General features: G+C 44.1%; 18 protein-coding genes and 1 pseudogene. All 19 read left to right on the top strand.

Features of this window, described 5'->3' with window-relative positions; all coding sequences use genetic code 11:
- The first annotated feature begins 182 nt into the window (after window positions 1-182).
- Window positions 183-854 (top strand): hypothetical protein, encoded by a 672-nt coding sequence (locus tag LJE72_RS09540; RefSeq protein WP_229247338.1) that lies wholly within the window; start codon window positions 183-185, stop codon window positions 852-854.
- 192 nt (window positions 855-1,046) lie between these two features.
- Window positions 1,047-1,370, top strand: a pseudogene (locus LJE72_RS09535) (TSCPD domain-containing protein); the annotation flags it as partial.
- Between the two features lie 238 nt (window positions 1,371-1,608).
- Window positions 1,609-2,490: a class I SAM-dependent methyltransferase gene (locus LJE72_RS09530; protein WP_229247337.1), complete on the top strand. Its 882-nt coding sequence runs from the start codon at window positions 1,609-1,611 to the stop codon at window positions 2,488-2,490.
- A gap of 418 nt (window positions 2,491-2,908) precedes the next feature.
- Window positions 2,909-3,862 carry a GntR family transcriptional regulator gene (locus tag LJE72_RS09525; RefSeq protein ID WP_229247336.1) on the top strand — a complete coding sequence of 318 codons (954 nt, stop codon included), beginning with the start codon at window positions 2,909-2,911 and terminating at the stop codon, window positions 3,860-3,862.
- The gene (murI, locus tag LJE72_RS09520; RefSeq protein WP_229247335.1) at window positions 3,859-4,755 is read left to right on the top strand and encodes a glutamate racemase; all 897 of its coding nucleotides are present in this window, start codon (window positions 3,859-3,861) and stop codon (window positions 4,753-4,755) included. Before LJE72_RS09525 ends, murI begins: the two co-directional genes overlap by 4 nt.
- An 85-nt stretch (window positions 4,756-4,840) precedes the next feature.
- The gene (gene glmS / locus LJE72_RS09515; RefSeq protein WP_229247334.1) at window positions 4,841-5,260 is read left to right on the top strand and encodes a methylaspartate mutase subunit S; all 420 of its coding nucleotides are present in this window, start codon (window positions 4,841-4,843) and stop codon (window positions 5,258-5,260) included.
- Window positions 5,261-5,275: 15 nt separating this feature from the next.
- Window positions 5,276-6,655, top strand: a complete 1,380-nt coding sequence (gene glmL, locus LJE72_RS09510) for a methylaspartate mutase accessory protein GlmL (RefSeq protein ID WP_229247333.1) — start codon at window positions 5,276-5,278, stop codon at window positions 6,653-6,655.
- 12 nt (window positions 6,656-6,667) lie between these two features.
- Window positions 6,668-8,122 carry a methylaspartate mutase subunit E gene (locus LJE72_RS09505; protein ID WP_229247332.1) on the top strand — a complete coding sequence of 485 codons (1,455 nt, stop codon included), beginning with the start codon at window positions 6,668-6,670 and terminating at the stop codon, window positions 8,120-8,122.
- A 365-nt stretch (window positions 8,123-8,487) separates the two neighbouring features.
- Window positions 8,488-9,756, top strand: coding sequence for a methylaspartate ammonia-lyase (locus LJE72_RS09500; RefSeq protein WP_229247331.1), 1,269 nt, complete (start codon window positions 8,488-8,490; stop codon window positions 9,754-9,756).
- 40 nt (window positions 9,757-9,796) lie between these two features.
- Window positions 9,797-10,810 carry a 2-hydroxyacyl-CoA dehydratase family protein gene (locus tag LJE72_RS09495; protein ID WP_229247330.1) on the top strand — a complete coding sequence of 338 codons (1,014 nt, stop codon included), beginning with the start codon at window positions 9,797-9,799 and terminating at the stop codon, window positions 10,808-10,810.
- A 29-nt stretch (window positions 10,811-10,839) separates the two neighbouring features.
- Window positions 10,840-11,631 carry an acyl-CoA dehydratase activase gene (locus LJE72_RS09490; protein ID WP_229247384.1) on the top strand — a complete coding sequence of 264 codons (792 nt, stop codon included), beginning with the start codon at window positions 10,840-10,842 and terminating at the stop codon, window positions 11,629-11,631.
- Window positions 11,632-11,940: 309 nt separating this feature from the next.
- Complete coding sequence (locus LJE72_RS09485; RefSeq protein ID WP_229247329.1) at window positions 11,941-12,570, top strand: carbonic anhydrase; 630 nt, start codon at window positions 11,941-11,943, stop codon at window positions 12,568-12,570.
- Between the two features lie 141 nt (window positions 12,571-12,711).
- A complete protein-coding gene (gene citD, locus LJE72_RS09480) occupies window positions 12,712-12,975 on the top strand; it encodes a citrate lyase acyl carrier protein (protein ID WP_229247328.1) in 264 nt (87 codons plus the stop codon).
- Between the two features lie 39 nt (window positions 12,976-13,014).
- Entirely contained in the window at window positions 13,015-13,908 is an 894-nt protein-coding gene (locus LJE72_RS09475) for an HpcH/HpaI aldolase/citrate lyase family protein (protein WP_229247327.1), read from the top strand.
- Window positions 13,905-15,452, top strand: a complete 1,548-nt coding sequence (gene citF / locus LJE72_RS09470; RefSeq protein ID WP_229247326.1) for a citrate lyase subunit alpha — start codon at window positions 13,905-13,907, stop codon at window positions 15,450-15,452. The genes LJE72_RS09475 and citF overlap by 4 nt, the downstream gene beginning before the upstream one ends.
- Window positions 15,453-15,615: 163 nt before the next feature.
- Window positions 15,616-16,680 carry a [citrate (pro-3S)-lyase] ligase gene (gene citC, locus LJE72_RS09465; RefSeq protein ID WP_229247325.1) on the top strand — a complete coding sequence of 355 codons (1,065 nt, stop codon included), beginning with the start codon at window positions 15,616-15,618 and terminating at the stop codon, window positions 16,678-16,680.
- A 3-nt stretch (window positions 16,681-16,683) separates the two neighbouring features.
- Window positions 16,684-17,253 (top strand): citrate lyase holo-[acyl-carrier protein] synthase, encoded by a 570-nt coding sequence (gene citX / locus LJE72_RS09460; RefSeq protein WP_229247324.1) that lies wholly within the window; start codon window positions 16,684-16,686, stop codon window positions 17,251-17,253.
- Window positions 17,231-18,133, top strand: a complete 903-nt coding sequence (gene citG, locus LJE72_RS09455) for a triphosphoribosyl-dephospho-CoA synthase CitG (protein ID WP_229247323.1) — start codon at window positions 17,231-17,233, stop codon at window positions 18,131-18,133. Before citX ends, citG begins: the two co-directional genes overlap by 23 nt.
- Window positions 18,134-18,502: 369 nt before the next feature.
- The coding region (locus LJE72_RS09450) for a fibronectin type III domain-containing protein (protein ID WP_229247322.1) at window positions 18,503-19,024 on the top strand (522 nt) is incomplete at its 3' end.

Genomic DNA, 19,024 nt, shown 5'->3' with positions numbered 1-19,024 from the left:
TCATATAGAATATTGGTGTTGTTTATAGGACCCAAGGAGCTAAATAATGGAAAATTAGTTATAGCTGGCGAATTCACGAAAATGCCCTCTAAGTAGATGATTTATTAAATAAGAAAGCCGAACTGACTTTCTTGTGGCACAATGAAATTTTTACTCACCTGAAGGACACTGTTTGGAGCATAATGGGTAGCACAACTCAGTTTTCAGACTATATGATTAAGTTGCGACGTGAGCTAATCGAACTGCTTGGGCCAGAGGATGCTGATACGTTAATATCGGGTTTGAGCAGCAGTTCGAATGTCAGAGACGGCTCAGGCTCAGAACTTTTAGCAAGTCTAGGACCTGTTCTTGGAATAGCAAAAGTGGCGCGCCGAGAAATCGACCGTACTGAATATATAGATCAATATGGCCATCGGGGACCCAATGAGTTTGAGCTGTCTGTTCCTGGTCCAGCTGAGGACCCGGGTTGGCTCGATCAGCAGTCGGCACAGTTTGAAAAATCACCCATAGATGTAGAAGCTTTGCTTATAAAACAGCGCGATGAGTTCGTTATTGCCTGGAATCGCTTTGAAACAAGCCATCCACGGAAGGTGCGATCTATGAAACGTCGTATAAATAAAGTAGCTCCAAAGGCTCGCGTGCGCGAAGCAGTTCGTTCTGAATACGTGCGTGATCGTTGGGTTGACCGCAATTTCGCTCTTCGCGCTGGGCAATTGACAGGTCTAGGCGATGACGTTTTTTTTCTGACAATCGAAGAGGTATTGAATGTCCTGTCTGGAGATGAGGCAGTAGTAAAATTTATCCCTGCAAGGAAGGACATCCGGCAACGCAACCATGCGTTTGCGGACCGGTGACCGCGTACTTGTTGACGGCGGGCAAGGTGTAAGACAGAAGGTAAATTATGTATTGCTGGCGAATGATTTTGATATAAAGATAAAAGAAATTTATAAGAACAATTTCGCGTGTGTGGGAGGGTTAAAAGTATGAAAAATAATGATTATACTTGTAGAGGAAAAGTTAGACGGAGTAATGATAATTACTATATTCCACGAGAACGACCGGAAACTACCATTGGAATGACAGAAAAAGTTAAAATTGGCTGTGGCACAATATTTATTACGGTAAATTATGATGAAGACGGCATATGTGAAGTATTTACGAATTTAGGTCGTGCAGGTGGATGCCCTTCACAATCTGAGGCTACTGCAAGAGTAGTATCAATAGCTTTAAGGTCAGGAGTAAGTGTACAGTCAATTATTGACCAATTAAAGGGCATAAGGTGTCTTTCAACTGTTCGAAAAAAGGGTTTACAAGTTCTTTCTTGCCCGGACGCGATTGGCAAAGTTCTTGAAAAAGTTTATAAGTCACAGTGTACAATTGACAGTAATTACGAAATCCAAGAAGAAGTCAAAGAATGAGATGGATTATCTCCCTAACCCCCGCGAAAAGTAGGTCGGTGGGTCTGTAACGTTTCCAGTAAAGTCTGAGCATTACTGAAATCAACACTTGTGGAATGCGGACTACTGGTGCTATTGTCATTAGATAATCATCGTATGGCTTTGAATTGTGGCTAGAAATGATTAAATAGATAGGGAGTGCACTTCAACTATGGGAAATAAGAAAAGTGGAACCGCTCTTGTAGCGGCATCGTGCAGACTAATTGAACAGTATCAACCAAATCGACTGTTTAGTGACCCCATAATCAAAGAGTTTTTTAATAAACCAGTGCGACTATTGATGCAATTCAGAAGTATAAGAAATTGGGTGATAGGAAAGTGTGATAGCAGAACTAGAGGAATTTATGGATTATTCGTTTGCCGAACAAGATATATTGATGATGTCCTTCAAGCAGCAGTAGTGAAAGGAATTCAACAGGTTGTTATATTAGGTGCGGGTTTAGACACCCGCCCGTATAGAATATTGGGTATAGAAGTAATAAGAGTGTTTGAAGTAGATTTGCCTTCCACGCAAGATTCTAAAAAGGAAAAATTACAACGAACGTTTGGCTCAATACCAAAGGGTGTTAGTTTTATTCCTATCGATTTCAATGTTCAGAAACTCAGTGAAGTATTAACTTCAAAGGGGTTTAACTTTGCAAAACCTGCCTTCTTTATTTGGGAAGGTGTTACTCAATATATTTCTCAGGATGCTGTCACCAATACGCTTACATTTATTTCCGAAACAGCACCAGGAAGTGAGATTGTATTTACGTATATTTTAAAAAGTGTAATTGAAAAAGAATCAGATATTGAAGGTGCCGATGATTTCGTTAACTACATTAATAAATCTAAAAATCGATTTAAAGAACATTATGAAACCTGGGGTTTCGGACTTGAACCGTCCCAGTTAGAGGTTTCTTTAAGACCCTTTAATCTAACGTTAGTTGAAGATGTCGGGGCTTCTTATTATCAAGAAAAGTATTTGGAGCCTATAGGCAGGAGCTTAGATGTTTCGGAAATTGAGAGAATTGCCTATGCGAGGGTTATCTGAGTCAATCAAATCTAACAGATGCGTCCGAATGCTGGTGCCATTGTCATAACATTTAGAGATTTATGAGGTTCGTAGATAGAGAAACGGGGCCGTATCGAACTAAGTTTCGCCACGGCCCCGTTTTGTGTCTATCTTTATCTTTTAGTTTGCATTGAAGATCGATACTACTTTTTATCCAATCATCACTGCCATCCTTCAGTGAGGGAAGGCAGGCCCTTTGATCAATTACCTAACCTGATACATACTAATTAAAAAAATAAATTTTCTATTAGACTATATAAAGCAGGGAATAGCTAAGGGAATGGAGAAATAAATCAAAATTGGACTAGTCAACCAGGCCAAAAAGGATTAAACCTGACATAAGATAGATAGATTGAGTAGGCTTGTGGCTTGTTAAGGTTTAGAAAGGTGATTTTTGATGGAGCTAGATCGAAAAAGCGGTGTGCCTTATTACATTCAGCTTAAAGAGCAGATTCGGCGGCGAATTACCCAAGGGATTTGGCCGGCAGGGACAAAGCTCCCACCGGAACGGGAGTTAGCTAAAAGCATAGCTGTCAGCCGAAATACTGTGAGCCAAGCTTATAAGGAATTGGAGAGTGAAGGGATTCTATGCTCGACACGGGGTAAAGGGACCTTTGTTGAGGATACAGCCTTGATCATGCAGCAGGAAAGTCGCAAAGAGAAAGTTTTGCGGATCGTTGATTTAGCCATGGAGGAAGCGGTAGGACTGGGATTCTCTATTGATGATTTTGTGTCCTTCGTGCACGTGCGGGGGATGGAGAAGAAAGATCTGCTTTCGCGCATGAAAGTGGCATTTTTAGTGAGTAACCCTGAGCAACTGACAGATGTCAATTGGAACCTTGGTCCGGGTGTGAGCCTTGTGCCCTTACTTCTATCTGAACTTCAGGAATCCCCCCGAGCTCAGGAGTGCTTAGCAGGAATGGATATGGCTGTCACAGGGGCAGCCCATCTGGCTGAAGTGAAGATTCTTTTAGGCAAACTTCACATCCCTATTTTAGGGATTTCTCTCCAACCAAAGCTTGACACAATCGTGCGCATTGCAAAATTGACCATGGGCCGTGAATTGGCTCTGGTTTGTGAAAGTAACCAGTATGCTGAAAAAATAAAAATCGCTCTCAGACAAGCAGGATTGTACCCGGCTTTTAAAACCCTGATTCAACCGAATGAAGCAAGTCTGCGTGAAATTTTACCGGAATGCGGGGCTGTAATCTTAGCTCCAAGGCTTCGGTTCGGAGTTGAAAAAGTTCTTCCGGAGAATATGGAGTGTATAGAGTTTCGTTTTGAACCGGATGCAGGGAGTCTTAATTTACTTAAAGGGGCTTTGTTGGACCTGAAGGGGGAGGAGTTTTGAAGAAACAACGGGTAATTGGCATGTTTGACTCCGGAGTGGGTGGACTTACAGTCATGAAAGAGATTTTGGAGCAACTGCTGGATGTTAGAATCGTTTATTTTGGAGATACGGCCAGGGTTCCCTACGGAAATCGATCTCGTGAAGAGCTCATTCGTTTTGGGGAGGAAATTGCCACCTTTTTGATTGGGCAAGGGGCTGAGGTGATTGTCGTAGCCTGTAATACCAGTTCCGCTACAGCGCTGCCTGTTTTAAGAGAGCGGTTTGATGTCCCAATGATTGGCATGGTTGAACCGGGTGCCCGTTTGGCCGTTGAAAAAACCATCGCGGGAAGGATTGGACTAATTGCCACTGAAACCACCGTGCGCAGTAAAGCGTATTCGACGGCTGTGAGTCGGGCCTTGGCCAAAGGCTGCTTACCTGAAGATCCGACGCTTCGGGAGTCCTGGCAACATGGAGAACAGCCTATTACCTTGACTAAAGCCCAGGGATGTCCTCTTTTTGTCCCTCTGATTGAAGCCGGTCTGTCCAATTCCGCAGAAGCAAGAGGGATTGCCAAAACTTATCTTACTCCCTTGCATGCAGCCGGTATAGACACCTTGATTTTAGGATGCACTCATTATCCTTTTCTTGAACCCGTCCTGAAAGAGATCTTAGGAAAAGATGTACTTATTGTAGATCCGGCTCGGGCGGTTGTAAAAGAACTTGAAATATTGCTTCAGCATTTGGATGAGTGGGAACAATCCGGACCGGTTGAATCACAGCCTGCTCTTGGGAAAAAACCATGGCGGGCTCGCTACTATGTCAGTGGAGATCCGGAGCTTTTTAAACAAGTAGGAAATACTCTTCTCCAAGAACCCATCGGCCAGGTAGAGCAAGTTATATTAGGCGAGTGAGTTTTGGGATTTCATAGGATCTTTCTTAGAATTTAAAGTAGATTAACTTGACGAAGGTTAAGGAATGACCAGGAGGAATTGATCGATGGAGCAAAAAACAGTGGTATTAGGGGTCATCGGATCAGATGTGCATGCTGTAGGCAATCGAATCTTAGACTATGCCTTTACCCAAGCAGGTTTCAAAGTGATCAACATTGGGGTACTGGCAACACAAGAGGAGTTCATTCATTCAGCCATTGAAACGAATGCGGAGGCTTTATTGGTTTCGTCCTTGTATGGACATGGAGAAATGGATTGCCGGGGGTTGCGTGAGAAGTGTCAGGAAACAGGCATTGGCAAGATTATAATGTATGTAGGCGGGAATTTGGTCGTAGGGAAACAGGATTTTGAATCCGTTAAAGAGCGGTTCTTGGCCATGGGCTTTGACCGTGTTTATCCCCCGGGAACTCTTCCGGATACTCCCATTGAAGATCTGCGTAAGGACTTAGGCATGACGATAGATTAAAAGGGGGAATGTACCTTGCAAGCAGTCCTTCTCATTGATTTTGGCAGTACGTATACTAAAGTGACAATCGTAGACTTAGAGAGTGAGAATATCGTCGGGACAGCTCGGGCGGGCACAACAATTGAGACAAACATAATGGACGGAATGAACTCAGCTTTAGCTCAAATTCCCGAGCCTGGGGGAGGATGGAATTTTATCCGTAAGCTCGCCTGCAGCAGTGCGGCCGGCGGTTTAAAAATGATTGCCAGCGGGTTGGTAAAAGAACTTACTGCAGAGGCGGCAAGGCGTGCAGCCTTGGGTGCCGGTGCTCGTGTCCTGGAAGTCTTCAGCTATGAGTTAACTCAGAAAGATTTAGATAGAATTATCGTTTCAAAACCGGATATTCTTCTGTTAGCCGGAGGAACTGATGGCGGTAATAGGGAAGTAATCCTCAAAAATGCGGAAATGCTCAGTACACTCCCTGTCGGCCTCCCTGTGGTGATTGCGGGAAACAAGGCAGTGTCCGATCAAGCCGCAGATATCCTCAGGAAGAGACACACCCCCGTAGTCATCGCAGATAATGTGATGCCGGAACTGGGTGTTTTGTCAGTAGAATCAGCTCGTTTAGCAATTCGAGAGGTTTATTTAACCCACATTATCCAGGCCAAAGGGTTAGACAAAGCGGAAGAATTCCTGGAGAGGATCATGATGCCAACACCGTCAGCGGTGCTTTCAGCGGCAGAACTTTTAGCTCAGGGATACGGTTCCGAACCGGGAATGGGAGAACTGATCATTGTGGATGTTGGCGGTGCCACGACAGATGTCCATTCCATTGCTAAAGGTGATCCGAGCAAACCCAGTGTTATGCTGAAAGGCTTGCCCGAACCTTATGTCAAACGGACAGTCGAAGGGGACCTTGGGATGCGCTACAGTTCAGAAGCTTTAGTGGAAACTGCCGGAAAACCTTTGATGGACAATCTTGGTTGGACAAATGATCAAGTTTTAGACCAACTGAGTTTATATAAAGAGGATCCCTGGCGAATCCCTCAAACGGCGGAAGAAGCGAAGTTTGATGTGGCTATGGGCCTAATGGCCGTAGGTCTGGCAGTGGATCGCCATGTGGGAAGGATAGAAGTGGTCTATACTCCTTTCGGAGCAAGTTATGTCCAGAACGGCAAGGACTTAACGCCCTTAGCGGTGGTCATTGGAACGGGGGGAGTGCTTCTCCATCATTCAGATCCTTTGGAAATTTTACGAGGTGCGGTCTTTAATCCGCAGGAACCTACGATTCTTAAACCACAAGATCCCAGTTTCTACTTGGATAAAGAGTATATTTTAGCAGCCATGGGCTTACTGCGAGAAGTGTCGCCACAGGTTGCGCTTCGGATCATGAAGAAATACATGGTAAAACTTTAGGAGGTTTAGTATATGGATCTGACAGTCCGACAAATGGACGCCGAGGAGTTTCAGCGCCAGCGGCAGGAAGTATTGGGACAATGGCAGACAGGTAAGGATGTCTTTTTTGAAGAAGCCGTCGCGTATCAGAAATCTCTGCCTAAGAGTAAAGTATTTGCAGAGAAACTCGCCGAAGGAAAAGAAAAAGGGATTACCTATGCTCAACCGCGGGCGGGTGTAGCCCTCATCAGTGAGCATATTGAATTGTTACGATTCCTTCAAGATGAAGGGGGGGCTGATTTCCTACCTTCCACCATTGATTCATATACCCGCCAAAACCGTTATACGGAAGCTCAAGCGGGGATAGAAGAAAGTGCTATGATTGGTCGTTCTATGCTTAACGGGTTTCCGGCGGTAAACCATGGAGTCGCGGCCTGTCGCCAGGTAGTGGAAAGTGTTCAAGTGCCGGTTCAAGTTCGCCACGGGACCCCGGACGCTCGCTTACTGGCGGAGATTACCATTGCCGGCGGATTTACAGATTATGAGGGCGGCGGAATTTCTTATAACATTCCTTATTCTAAAGATGTTTCTATTGAAAGTACCATAAAATATTGGCAGTACGTGGATCGCCTTATCGGTCTGTACGAAGAACAAGGGGTAAAAATCAACCGTGAGCCCTTTGGTCCGTTGACAGGGACGCTAGTTCCACCTGCTATTTCTCATGCGGTTGCTGTTATAGAAGGGATTCTCGCAGTGGCTCAGGGGGTTCGCAGTTTGACCCTCGGTTATGGACAATGCGGTAATCTCCTCCAAGATGTTGCGGCACTGCATACCTTGCCGGTTCTTGCAGAAGAGTATTTAGCAAAACTAGGCTTGCCGAAAGTGATGATCACCACGGTCTTTCACCAATGGATGGGCGGATTTCCCCAGGATGAGGCGAAAGCCTTTGGGGTCATTTCCTGGGGGGCAGTGACTGCGGCTTTGGGTAAAGCCTCGAAGGTCATCGTAAAAACTCCTCATGAAGCCCTGGGGATTCCTACTAAAGAGGCCAATGCGGCAGGCATACGAACCACAAAACAAATATTAACTATGTTAAAGGATCAGTCCTTGCCTATGACTTCGGAGCTTGCCCTGGAAGAAGAGATGATCTTAGCTGAAACAAGGGCGATCCTTGATCGAGTCCTCGAACTGGGAGAAGGAGATGCTGCGGTGGGCACAGTTCGGGCGTTTCAAGCGGGAGTCATTGATGTTCCCTTCGCACCCAGTCGCTATAATGCCGGAAAGATTCTCCCCGCTCGCGACACCACAGGTGCTGTACGGTTATTGGACTTTGGCAATATTCCCTTTGATGAGAGGGTTAAGGAGTTTCATCGTGAACGCATAGCCAAGCGCGGTCGGGATGAGGATAGGGATCCCTCCTTCCAGATGGTGATTGATGATATTTATGCCATTGGTAAAGGGATGCTTGTTGGGCGGCCAAGGGGATAGCAGCCTGGGTCGTGTCTGGGGAATGGGGAGGTCTGGGGTTGACGTTGCTTGAGACCCGTTCACGACCGGCGCTCGCAGGCCAAACTAACACTCAAGCTTCCCTGCAAACAGGGTACCCGGCCAAAGCGACGTCCGTGTCGCATGGCCAGCTTCGCACATCCCTGTGCTCAGCCCTGTTTTCCGGGTCGCTTTCGTGAAGTTTGGTGGGCTGCTCGCTTTAGTCGTTCACTATGTCTCAAGCAACGTCTATCCTGCGTGGACGATTTGGGTATGCCCGAAAGCCGGGGTAGTTAGCTAAGCTCCTTAGGGGAATTAGACTTGGGTTTGGGGATGACATAGATGGTTATTAAAGGAGGATACTCTTAATGAAGATTATTGATGTTATTGCTTCACCTGGGCTTACGGGTTTTTATTTTGATGATCAACTGGCGATTAAATCTGGAGTGGAGCATGATGGTTTTACTTATTTGGGGGAGCCGAAGACGCCTGGTTTTAAGGCGGTTCGTCAACGGGGTGAGTCTATTTCTGTGATGCTTATTTTGGAAGATGGGCAAGTTGCTTCAGGGGATTGTGCGGCTGTACAGTATTCGGGGGCCGGGGGAAGGGATCCGCTGTTTTTGGCTGAGGATTTTATTCCTATTATTCTGGGAGAGATTGCCCCTAAGCTTGTGGGTCAGGAGTTAGATTCTTTCCGCAAATTGGTGGATCTTGTTGAAAACTCTCAACGCGAGAATGGAGAACCTTATCATACTGCGATTCGGTACGGTGTGAGTCAAGCTATTTTGGATGGGGTGGCTAAAGCTCAGAGGAAAACAATGACCGAAGTAATTCTTGAAGAATACGAGCTTCCGATGGTTCTTGAACCTGTCCCTATCTTTACTCAAACCGGGGATGATCGCTATGAAAATGCAGATAAGGCGATTATAAAACGTGCCGGAGTTTTACCACACGCCTTGATCAATAATGTACAGACAAAGCTGGGTAAAGATGGGGAACTGCTCCTGGATTATGTGAATTGGCTTCGAAATCGGATTATGACACTTGGCAGTGATGATTATCGTCCCGTCTTACACATTGATGTTTATGGTACCATAGGTCTTGCTTTTGAGGATAATGTGGAGCGGATGGTGGATTACTTTATACAGTTGGAAAAAGCTGCTGATCCCTTGCAATTGCGGATTGAAGGACCTATGGATGCCGGAAGCCTGGAAGGGCAGATAGAACAACTGAAGGGTTTGCGAGTGGCCTTGAAGGCTCAGGGAGTTAAAGTGGAAATTGTGGCAGATGAATGGTGCAATACTTACGAAGATATTGTCAAGTTTGTGGATGCTCAAGCCGCGGATATGGTTCAGATTAAAACTCCGGATCTGGGGGGGATTCAAAACACGATTGAAGCGGTTATCTATGCCAAAAAATACGGAGTGGGCGCTTATGTAGGTGGGTCCTGCAATGAAACAGATTCCGGCGGGAGGACTGCGGTGCATGTATCCCTGGCTGCTCGTCCGGACCAAATGCTTGCAAAACCCGGTATGGGAGTAGATGAAGGGTATATGATCGTGCACAATGAGATGAACAGGACGCTGGCTGTGTTAAAGAGGGTTCGCGAGATAAGCTCTCATCGTGTAAACTCTTAATAAGTGATGTACTTTTGAACCAAAGGAGCAGAGACAATTAATGAGTAAAATCGGTTTAACAACGACGGTGCCTGTTGAAATTATTTTTGCGGCAGGGGATAGGCCGGTTGATTTGAACAATATTTTTATTACCAGTTCTGAAGCTATGCAATATTTAGAGGAAGCGGAGCTCGCGGGTTATCCACGGAATGTGTGCGGCTGGATTAAAGGATTGTATTCCACAGCCTTGCATAATCCGGATATTCGACAGATAGTTGCTGTTACACAAGGGGATTGCAGTAATACTCATGCCTTGATGGAGACTTGGGAAGTCGAGGGGATCGAGATTATTCCCTTTGCATTTCCTTATGATCGAGATCCTGACATGCTTCGCCTTCAAATGGATAAGCTAGTCAATGTGTTGGGAACCACCTGGGAGGACGTGAACCTGCAAAAGAAGCGGCTTGATCAGGTTCGGGCATTAGCCTGGGAGATTGATCGCTTGACCTGGGAAGAGAACAGGGTGAGTGGATTCGAAAATCACCTCTACCTTGTCTCATGTTCAGATTTTAATGGTAATCCCGAGGGTTTTGCTCATGAGATGCAAGAATTCATTCAAAGCGCGGGTGGGCGGAAGCCTTTGTCAGAACGTTCTCGTTCTGGGTTGGGCAGGAAAAAGCGGGAAATTCGCCTCGGATTCATCGGGGTCCCGCCTATCTTTCCGGAACTGTACGATTTCCTGGAAGAACACGGCGCCAGGGTTGTTTTTAACGAAGTTCAGAGGCAATTTTCCATGCCTTTTAAGACAGATGACATTGTTGAACAATATCGTTTGTACACGTATCCATATAAAGTATTTCTACGTTTAGAGGATATCGCCAGAGAAGCAGAGCGTCGTCAACTCGATGGAATTATCCACTATACCCAAAGCTTTTGTTATCGTCAGATTGAAGATCAGATAATCAGAAAAAAGCTGGATTACCCGATTTTAACTTTGGAAGGAGAAAATCCAACAGGGTTAGATGCACGCAGTAAAATGAGATTAGAGTCTTTTTTAAGTATGATCGAAGACTAGATGTATCGGGGGGAAGGATGAAGAACGATATGTCAGGACAACATACCATTTGTGGAATTGATCTGGGGAGTCGGAGTGTTAAGATTGCCCTTATGGCATATAAGCCTGAAGAGGAAGGTTTGGAGATCCTTCGACTGGAAAGTTTGGACACGATTCGTTTTTACCGGGAGTACGGACGGAAACAGGGGGATAAATTGTCCGTGAACTTTGAGGCTTTAGGATTGCCTGCGGTGGATCATTTAGTTTCCACAGGATACGGGCGGAATACCCTGGAACTTGCCGGAGGCGAAGCAATTCCTGAGCTTAAAGCCCATGTGCTGGGAGCAATTTATCAGACAGGTCTTAAGGATTTTACGTTGGTTGATTTGGGTGGACAAGACAGCAAAATCATTCAGGTCCAAAAAGGGAAGATGGTTGATTTCTTGACCAATGACAAGTGTGCCGCCTCTTCCGGACGTTATTTAGAGAATATGGCGACTATACTCGACCTGACTCTCGAAGAGCTGGGGGAATATACCGATGCTCCTGTGGAGCTGAATTCCACTTGCGCGGTGTTCGGCGAAAGTGAGCTGATCGGTAAGATTGTCGAAGGATTTCCCCTGACCGAACTGGCGGCAGGAGTAAATACTACGATAGTTAAACGCATTTTGCCTCTTTTGCGATCCTTTCGCGGGGAGATAATTGTTTTCACCGGAGGGGTAGCGCATAATCTGGCAGTAGGCAAGCTTTTGGAGGGGGGGGCTGGCCGTAAGATTGTGATACCCCAAGAGCCCCAATATAATGGAGCTATGGGATGTTGTGTCTATGCAAATCAACCATAGTATAAATTAATGTAATGTATATTGATTGAAGTATGATAGATTCGGTGATAAATTACCAAGAAGAAGGAGAAACTACTGATAGGGCTCATCACAATAAATATACTGAATAATAAGGCAATTCAATAATGGGATTGCCTTAATAAAAAAACATAATAAAAACATAATAAAGGCCTCCAATTTTTAGTAAAAAGGCCTTATAATTAAGTTAGTGCAAGAAGTTACAAATCACTGTTTGGAATTATTATTGTATCTACTGTATCTAATTGTTTGGGCCAAAGAACTAAAGAATAATTATTTGGAGGTCGACTTATGCAAAGAATGTTAGAAGGGCTGATTAAATTTAGACAAAAGGACTTCGAAGAGCATAAGAATTTATTCGATAAGTTGAAACGACGTCAAGAACCCCATACTCTGTTTATTGCCTGCTCTGATTCACGTGTAATGCCGGAGATGATAACAAAATCATTACCGGGAGAATTGTTCGTTGTTCGAAATATTGCCAACATAGTCCCGCCCTATAAAGAAACACATCAGGACTATGTGGCAACTACTTCGGCAATTGAATACGCTGTAAAGTCTCTAAAAGTAGAAAATATTGTTGTCTGTGGTCACTCTAATTGTGGAGGGTGTGCTTCGATCTATTTGCCCGATGAGATACTTAATAATTTGCCGGATACTAAAAAATGGCTGGAATTGGCCCAAAATGTTAAGAAGAGGGTCATGGTACACCTGGAAGACAAAGACGACGAATACATGAAAGAATGGTTAACCGAGCAAATAAACATATTAGAGCAGATTAAACATCTATTAACCTATCCTTATATTAAAGAAAAGTATCTTAATAAAGAGATAAATATTTACGGTTTCTATTATATGATTGAAACTGGTGAGGTTTTCATTTTTAACTATGAAAACGGAGTCTTCGAATTATCAAACTAAATTTATATAGAAGAGTTGCATTGGGTTCAACGCTATTCCGAACACCTGTCATTTGATATAATGACAAGTGTTCGGAATGTGTATTTTTGGGGCAGATTAAAGGTTAATCAGCAGGATGTTTTTAGGATTGAGGTGAGTAAGGTGAAAATAACGAAAGTGGCCAAAGCGGGGACCTTGGAGTCCAATGATATTTTGATAATGGTTAAACCTAATGAATTAGGAAAAACAGAGCTCGAACTGGAAAGTATTGTTATGCAACAATTCGGAGAGGTCATCGAACAAGTGATTTTACATAAAGTACAGGAAATGGGCATCGAAGGCATATCGATTAAGGCTCAAGACAAGGGAGCTTTAGATTACACCATTGCAGCAAGAGTAGAAACTGCTATTAGCAGGGCAATTTAATGAAAGTCACGAGAGTATCCTAATTTAAGGTGGGTTAACATGGAAAAATTGAGAAGAACGATGTTGTTTATGCCGGGGAATAACCCTGGTATGCTTCAAGACGCAGCGATACTGGGAGCAGACTCGATTATCTTAGATTTAGAGGATGCGGTTAGCTTAACAGAAAAAGACAGTGCCAGGATTTTAGTCAGAGAAGCGATTAAAACCATTGATTACTCCCAGGTGGAAGTGGTAGTCAGAGTAAATCCCCTGGATACGGAGTTCGGGCCACAAGATGTGGATATGATTGCTCGCGTAAAACCTGATACATTGTTGATCCCTAAAGCGAATGAAGAAGAAATAAAGCTTGTGGATATATTACTGGATAAAATTGAAAAGGAAGAGGGATATCCCCCCGGAAGCATTAAGATTATCGCCCTCATAGAAACTGCCCTTGGACTTGAAAATGTCTATAATGTGGTCCAGGCCTCTACTCGAACGGTTGGAGTGTTGTTGGGAGGGGAAGATTTGACAGCAGATTTAGGCATAGAACGGACAAAAGAGGGAGAAGAAATCTTTTATGCCCGAAATAAGGTGGCAACTGTGTGCCGAGCTTTAAAGGTCGATGCAATAGATACTCCATTCACAGATATCAACGATTATGAGGGGCTTGAAAAGGATACGGCTAAAGCAAAAGGTTTAGGGCTAACCGGAAAATCAGCTATTAATCCAAGGCAGATTGAAACGATTCATTCCGTTTTCGCACCGACAGAGGATGAACTAAAACGAGCTTTAAGGATTTTGGATGCTATGGAGGAAGCGGAAAAAGAAGGCAAAGGATGTTGCTCATTAGATGGTAAAATGATCGATGCTCCTGTCATCAATCGAGCGGCATGCACAGTGGATCAAGGCATAAGGCTGGGACTTATTAGCGGCGAGGGTGGAGCAAGATGAAAACTATACTGGGCAGAGAAATTCCTGACTACATAGAAGGATATGGGCAGGTTAGGCCTTTTCAAGGGGCCTTTAGTAAGGTAGGAGTAAAAAACAGAACCGCCGTCAAACTGACAAGTGTGATCCCTAATGAGCATAAGGTATTGCCAAGCTTAGAGGATGCCTTAGACAAGTTAGAGATCGCCGATGGTATGACTATCTCCTTTCACCATCACTTAAGAAATGGAGATTATGTTTTAAATATAGTCATGGAGAGATTGGCCGCAAGAGGGGTTAAGGATCTGACCGTTGCGGCGAGTTCTATTTTCCCAATCCATGCCCCCCTTGTCGAGCATATTGAAAGCGGAGTGGTAAGCGGTCTGGTAGCAAATTACATATCCGGCCCGGTGGCGGAAGCGGTTTCGAGGGGTGAATTGAAGAAACCTGCGATTATGCAAACCCACGGCGGACGGGCTAGGGCCATAGAAAGCGGAGATTTGCATATCGATGTTGCCTTCCTGGCAGCCCCTACGGCGGACAACTATGGAAATATTAATGGAGTTTATGGTAATGCAGCTTGTGGTTCATTAGGGTATGCCGTTGCAGATGCGGAGTATGCCGATAAAACCATCGCCATAACGGATCATTTAGTGCCTTACCCTGCCTATCCCATTGAAATCAGCCAAGTATTTATAGACTACATCGTTAAAATTGATTCCATCGGAGATCCTAAGGGCATCGTTTCCGGTACGACGAGAATTACGAAGGACCCTGTGGCCCTTATTATTGCTAAAAGAGCGACTGAAGTGATTAAGGCCTCCGGTTTAGTTCGGGAGGGCATGTCCTTTCAAACGGGAGCAGGCGGTACTTCACTGGCCGTTGCCGCGGAATTGAAAAAGATCATGCAACATGAAGGGGTGGTTGGAAGTTTCGCTTCCGGGGGAATTACCGGGTATCTCGTAGAAATGTTGGAGGAAGGTCTTTTTAGAAGCCTCTTTGATGTTCAATGCTTTGATCTGAAAGCCATAGAGTCTTATAGAGACAACCCCACCCATCAATTTATGTCCGCTTCCATGTATGGCAATCCCCATACTAAAGGAGCCGTAGTTAATAATCTGGATATTATGATTTTGGGAGCGACAGAAATTGACACGGACTTTAATGTTAATGTTACCACAGGGTCCAGCGGAATGATTATGGGCGGTTCAGGTGGACATAGTGATACGGCAGCCGGATCAAAACTTGCTATTGTGGTAACAAATCTGATGAAGGCCCGACTCCCCATAATCAAGGACAAGGTGATAACCGTCACTACACCTGGGGAAAGCATTGATGTTGTGGTCACGGAGCGAGGAATTGCGGTTAATCCTAAAAGAGTGGATCTGCTTGAAAAACTAAGGATGACCAATCTCCCTCTCATGACCATAGAAGAATTAAAATTGCTGGCCGAAAAAATTACAGGAGTCCCTAAGGGTGTTGAAACATCGGAGAAAATCGTTGCTGTCGTAGAGTATAGGGACGGCAGTGTTATCGACATCGTTAGGAAAGTGGACTTAGTGTCATAGCATCCTGCGGCGCTATATTACTTGTCAAAAGGCTCTGCGCCTTCGGCGATAGTCATCTCTAGGCGGTTTGTACTCTATGGGGCATTCGCCTTCGGCGATACTGTCCACTGGACACTATCGTGTTCCTTCGTGGAATAAGTAAGTTTGGAAGGAGAAAACTAGTATGTACGGAGTTCACATCGAAACGGTAAATCTCAAGAATAAGGTGGAACGAGATGAGGTAGAAACCTTCCTCGAAGATTTTGACCTAGTCTTAGATGGGGATGTGGACTATACGCTGGTTATAAGGGCCGGGGAGCAGACGACCGGGGCAAAGGGGACTCCCATGGTTGCGACTTGTTCAAAGGCAAAAAATGTCTTGAAGTGTTTTGCGGTTATTGATGAACTCAGGGGAGAGGGAATAACATCGACTTTAGTCTCCGCCTTAATTGATCAACTCTTTAGTCAAGGTATCTATCATTATTTTGTTTTTACAAAGCCTTCTCAGGCACATATTTTTTCAGCCTTGAATTTCAAACTTATCCATCACAATTCTGAGGTTGCTCTCTTAGAAAATGGGATTTATAATATCAGTCAAAAATTAAAGGAAATTAAAAAGAACTACAACATGGGAGATTTGGAAAAAGCGGCTTTGGTTATGAATTGCAATCCCTTCACCCTGGGACACCAATTCTTAATTGAAGAAGCTTCTAAAAATAACAGTGAGGTCCTCGTGTTTATTGTTGAAGAGGATAAATCTCTGTTTCCTTTCGAAACAAGAATCGAGCTGGTTCGTCAGGGGATGGGTCATTTAAGAAATGTCAAAGTAATACCCAGTGGGGAGTATATTATCTCAGCGGCTACCTTTCCCTTCTACTTTTTAAGGGAGGAAGGAGAAAGACTCAGAGCCTATACTGACTTAGATTCCTCGATTTTTGGGAAGTATTTTTGCCATGTTTTTAAGATTAAGAAAAGATATGTGGGAGAAGAACCGTATTGTACGGTTACAAAAACATATAATGAGACTTTAAAGAATGTGCTGCCTATTTACGGGGTTGAACTGCATGAAATCAAGAGGAAGGCATTTGGGAACGAGGCGATCAGTGCTTCAAGGGTTAGAAGCCTGTTAAAATCGGACGATATTCAGGAGCTTAGTAACCTCCTGCCTGAAGTTACCTTGGAGTTTCTGAGTACAAGCCGCGGAAGGGAGATCGTGGAGAATATAAAGAGATCTGACTCTCCGCACTGAATTATGGAAAGATATACGGTTAAGGATTTGCTTGAAGCAAGGGAGAGAAGGGTTGAGTTTATTGACAGCCTTCTAAAACGTTATCAAACTCCGATACTGGTTATGAGAGTAAACTATCCCGGCCTCCGGAAGACAAATGATCTCACTTTGACTATTATCCAGGAGATGAGTACTTTAATTTGCACTATGTTAAGGGAAAAGGTATGTTATAAAACGTGGCAGCCGGGGGCAGAAGGTCCGATTTTCTTGGCTGCAGTTAAAGAAGAGGCTATGGCTTTAAAGAGGATAACGATTAATCTGGAAGAAGAGCATGTTCTCGGACGGTGTTTAGACCTTGATGTCTATGATAGCTTGGGTAGAGGCATAAGCAGACGGGAACTGGGATATCCCAGAAGAAAATGTTATGTGTGTGAGGAGTATGCCCAACATTGCGTAAGATCAAGGCGGCATGGAGAGCATGAGGTTATAGAATTCATCGAAGACCGGTTTGAAAGATATAGGAAATGGGGATCTAGCAACCCTGTTGACGCGGAGAAAATGGGGAAATTAAATGTACATAGCAGGGAAGAATAATAGCATAGATGACCAGGCAATTGCCATTGCGAGTTTAGCGGTACAGGCAATCCTTTATGAGGTTGCTTGTCATCCATCCCCAGGGTTGGTTTCTGAAGTTTCTAATGGTGCCCATAGTGACATGGATTATTTCACCTTTCTGGATAGTGCCGCTGCTCTGATTGACCCTCTGATTCATTGCGCGAAAGCGGGGTTTTCGTCTGACAGCCCCAAAGAGATATTTAAGACTATCAGGCAAATCGGGCAGTTGGGTGAAGGGAGAATGTTTCATAAAACACGAGGGGTTAATACACATAAAGGAACACTTTTTTTAATGGGAATCTGCTGTGCCGCCGGAGGTAAGGCCTTATACTCAGGAGCCGGCTTCTTTGCACTGCAGAAGATTATTCAAGATATGACCGAAGGTGTAGTGGAAAGGGAGTTAAGTTCCAGAGTCAGTGAGTTGGAAAACACCCATCCCTCAAGGTTGACCCATGGGGAAAGACTCTTTTTAACCCACAAAGTTCAAGGCATCCGGGGAGAAGTCCAAAGAGGATTACCCACAGTTTTTGACATTGCCCTGGATGTTTATCGGGAAAATCATTACTTAAGCCAAAACTCAAGGCTGGTTCACACGCTGTTAGCTATTATGCAATTTAACGAAGATACTAATATTTTGCATAGACACTCTATCGAAACTTTAAAAGAGGTTCAGGAAAGGGCTAAGAAGATTATTGCGCTTGGGGGTATGAAAACGGCTGCAGGAATTAAAGCAATCGAAGAAATGGATGAAGATTTCTGCAAACGGAAGATAGGTCCGGGCGGGAGTGCGGATCTGTTAGGGGTTACTGTTTTTCTGGCTCTTTTAGAGGACTTTATGGACGGGAAATCAAATTCGTGATTGGTAAAACAAGGCTGAAAGAATATTTTCAGCCTTGTTTTACTTTAATGGGTTTAGCTTTGAAAGAAAATGTTTCTTCTAAAGGGAGGATTATGGAGATAAAACAAGAATAAAGTGTATAGGTGCTTCTATAATTTTTTTGTCAATTGATTCTTCACAAAGTGATAATTACTGCTGATTAAGCTTATAGAACGGCCCGCCCGATTGGCACGGTAAAGGAGTTGAACGCTGGAATGTAAACGAAGGTTATATGTAACTGTGAAAAAAGGGACTTTGAAAAATTAGAGTTTCTTGTGGGACCATAGTCAATGTTAGATAAAAGTCTGAGGAGATCATGAGAAAAAACTCTTAAAATAATGGAGGTAAAAAATGAAAAATAGCAGTTTCAAATTAATGACCTTATTTCTTTGCTTGGTATTCTCAGTTTTGATATTTCCGAAAGACACTTTAGCCTTAAGTTCACCATCAGCCCCAACAGATCTGACAGCCAGTGCCAAAAGCTCCAGTGAAATATACTTGGATTGGGATGCTGAAAGTGGCGCTACATCTTATTATGTTTATAGATCTAAAACCTCGTCAGGTACGTACACAAAAATCGCAACCACAACCTCTTCCCAGTATACAGATAGCGATTTGTCGGAGGATACCGCCTATTATTATAAAGTTGTCTCGGTAAACAGTGCCGGCACAAGCACCTATTCTGCTAAGACCTATGCAACAACAGATGAGGACGATGATGACGATTCCGATTTGTCAGCGCCAAAAGATCTGACGGCTACGGCTGAAGGCTCGGATGAAATAGAGCTGGATTGGGATTCTGTAAGTGGTGCAAAATCCTATGAAGTATACCGATCTACCTCGTCATCGGGAACGTACACCAAAATAGGAACG

Origin of the sequence: Desulfosporosinus shakirovi (assembly GCF_020595055.1) — a bacterium.
In the GTDB taxonomy this organism is placed as follows: domain Bacteria; phylum Bacillota; class Desulfitobacteriia; order Desulfitobacteriales; family Desulfitobacteriaceae; genus Desulfosporosinus; species Desulfosporosinus shakirovi.
This window is presented reverse-complemented; position numbering and strand designations above follow the sequence as displayed.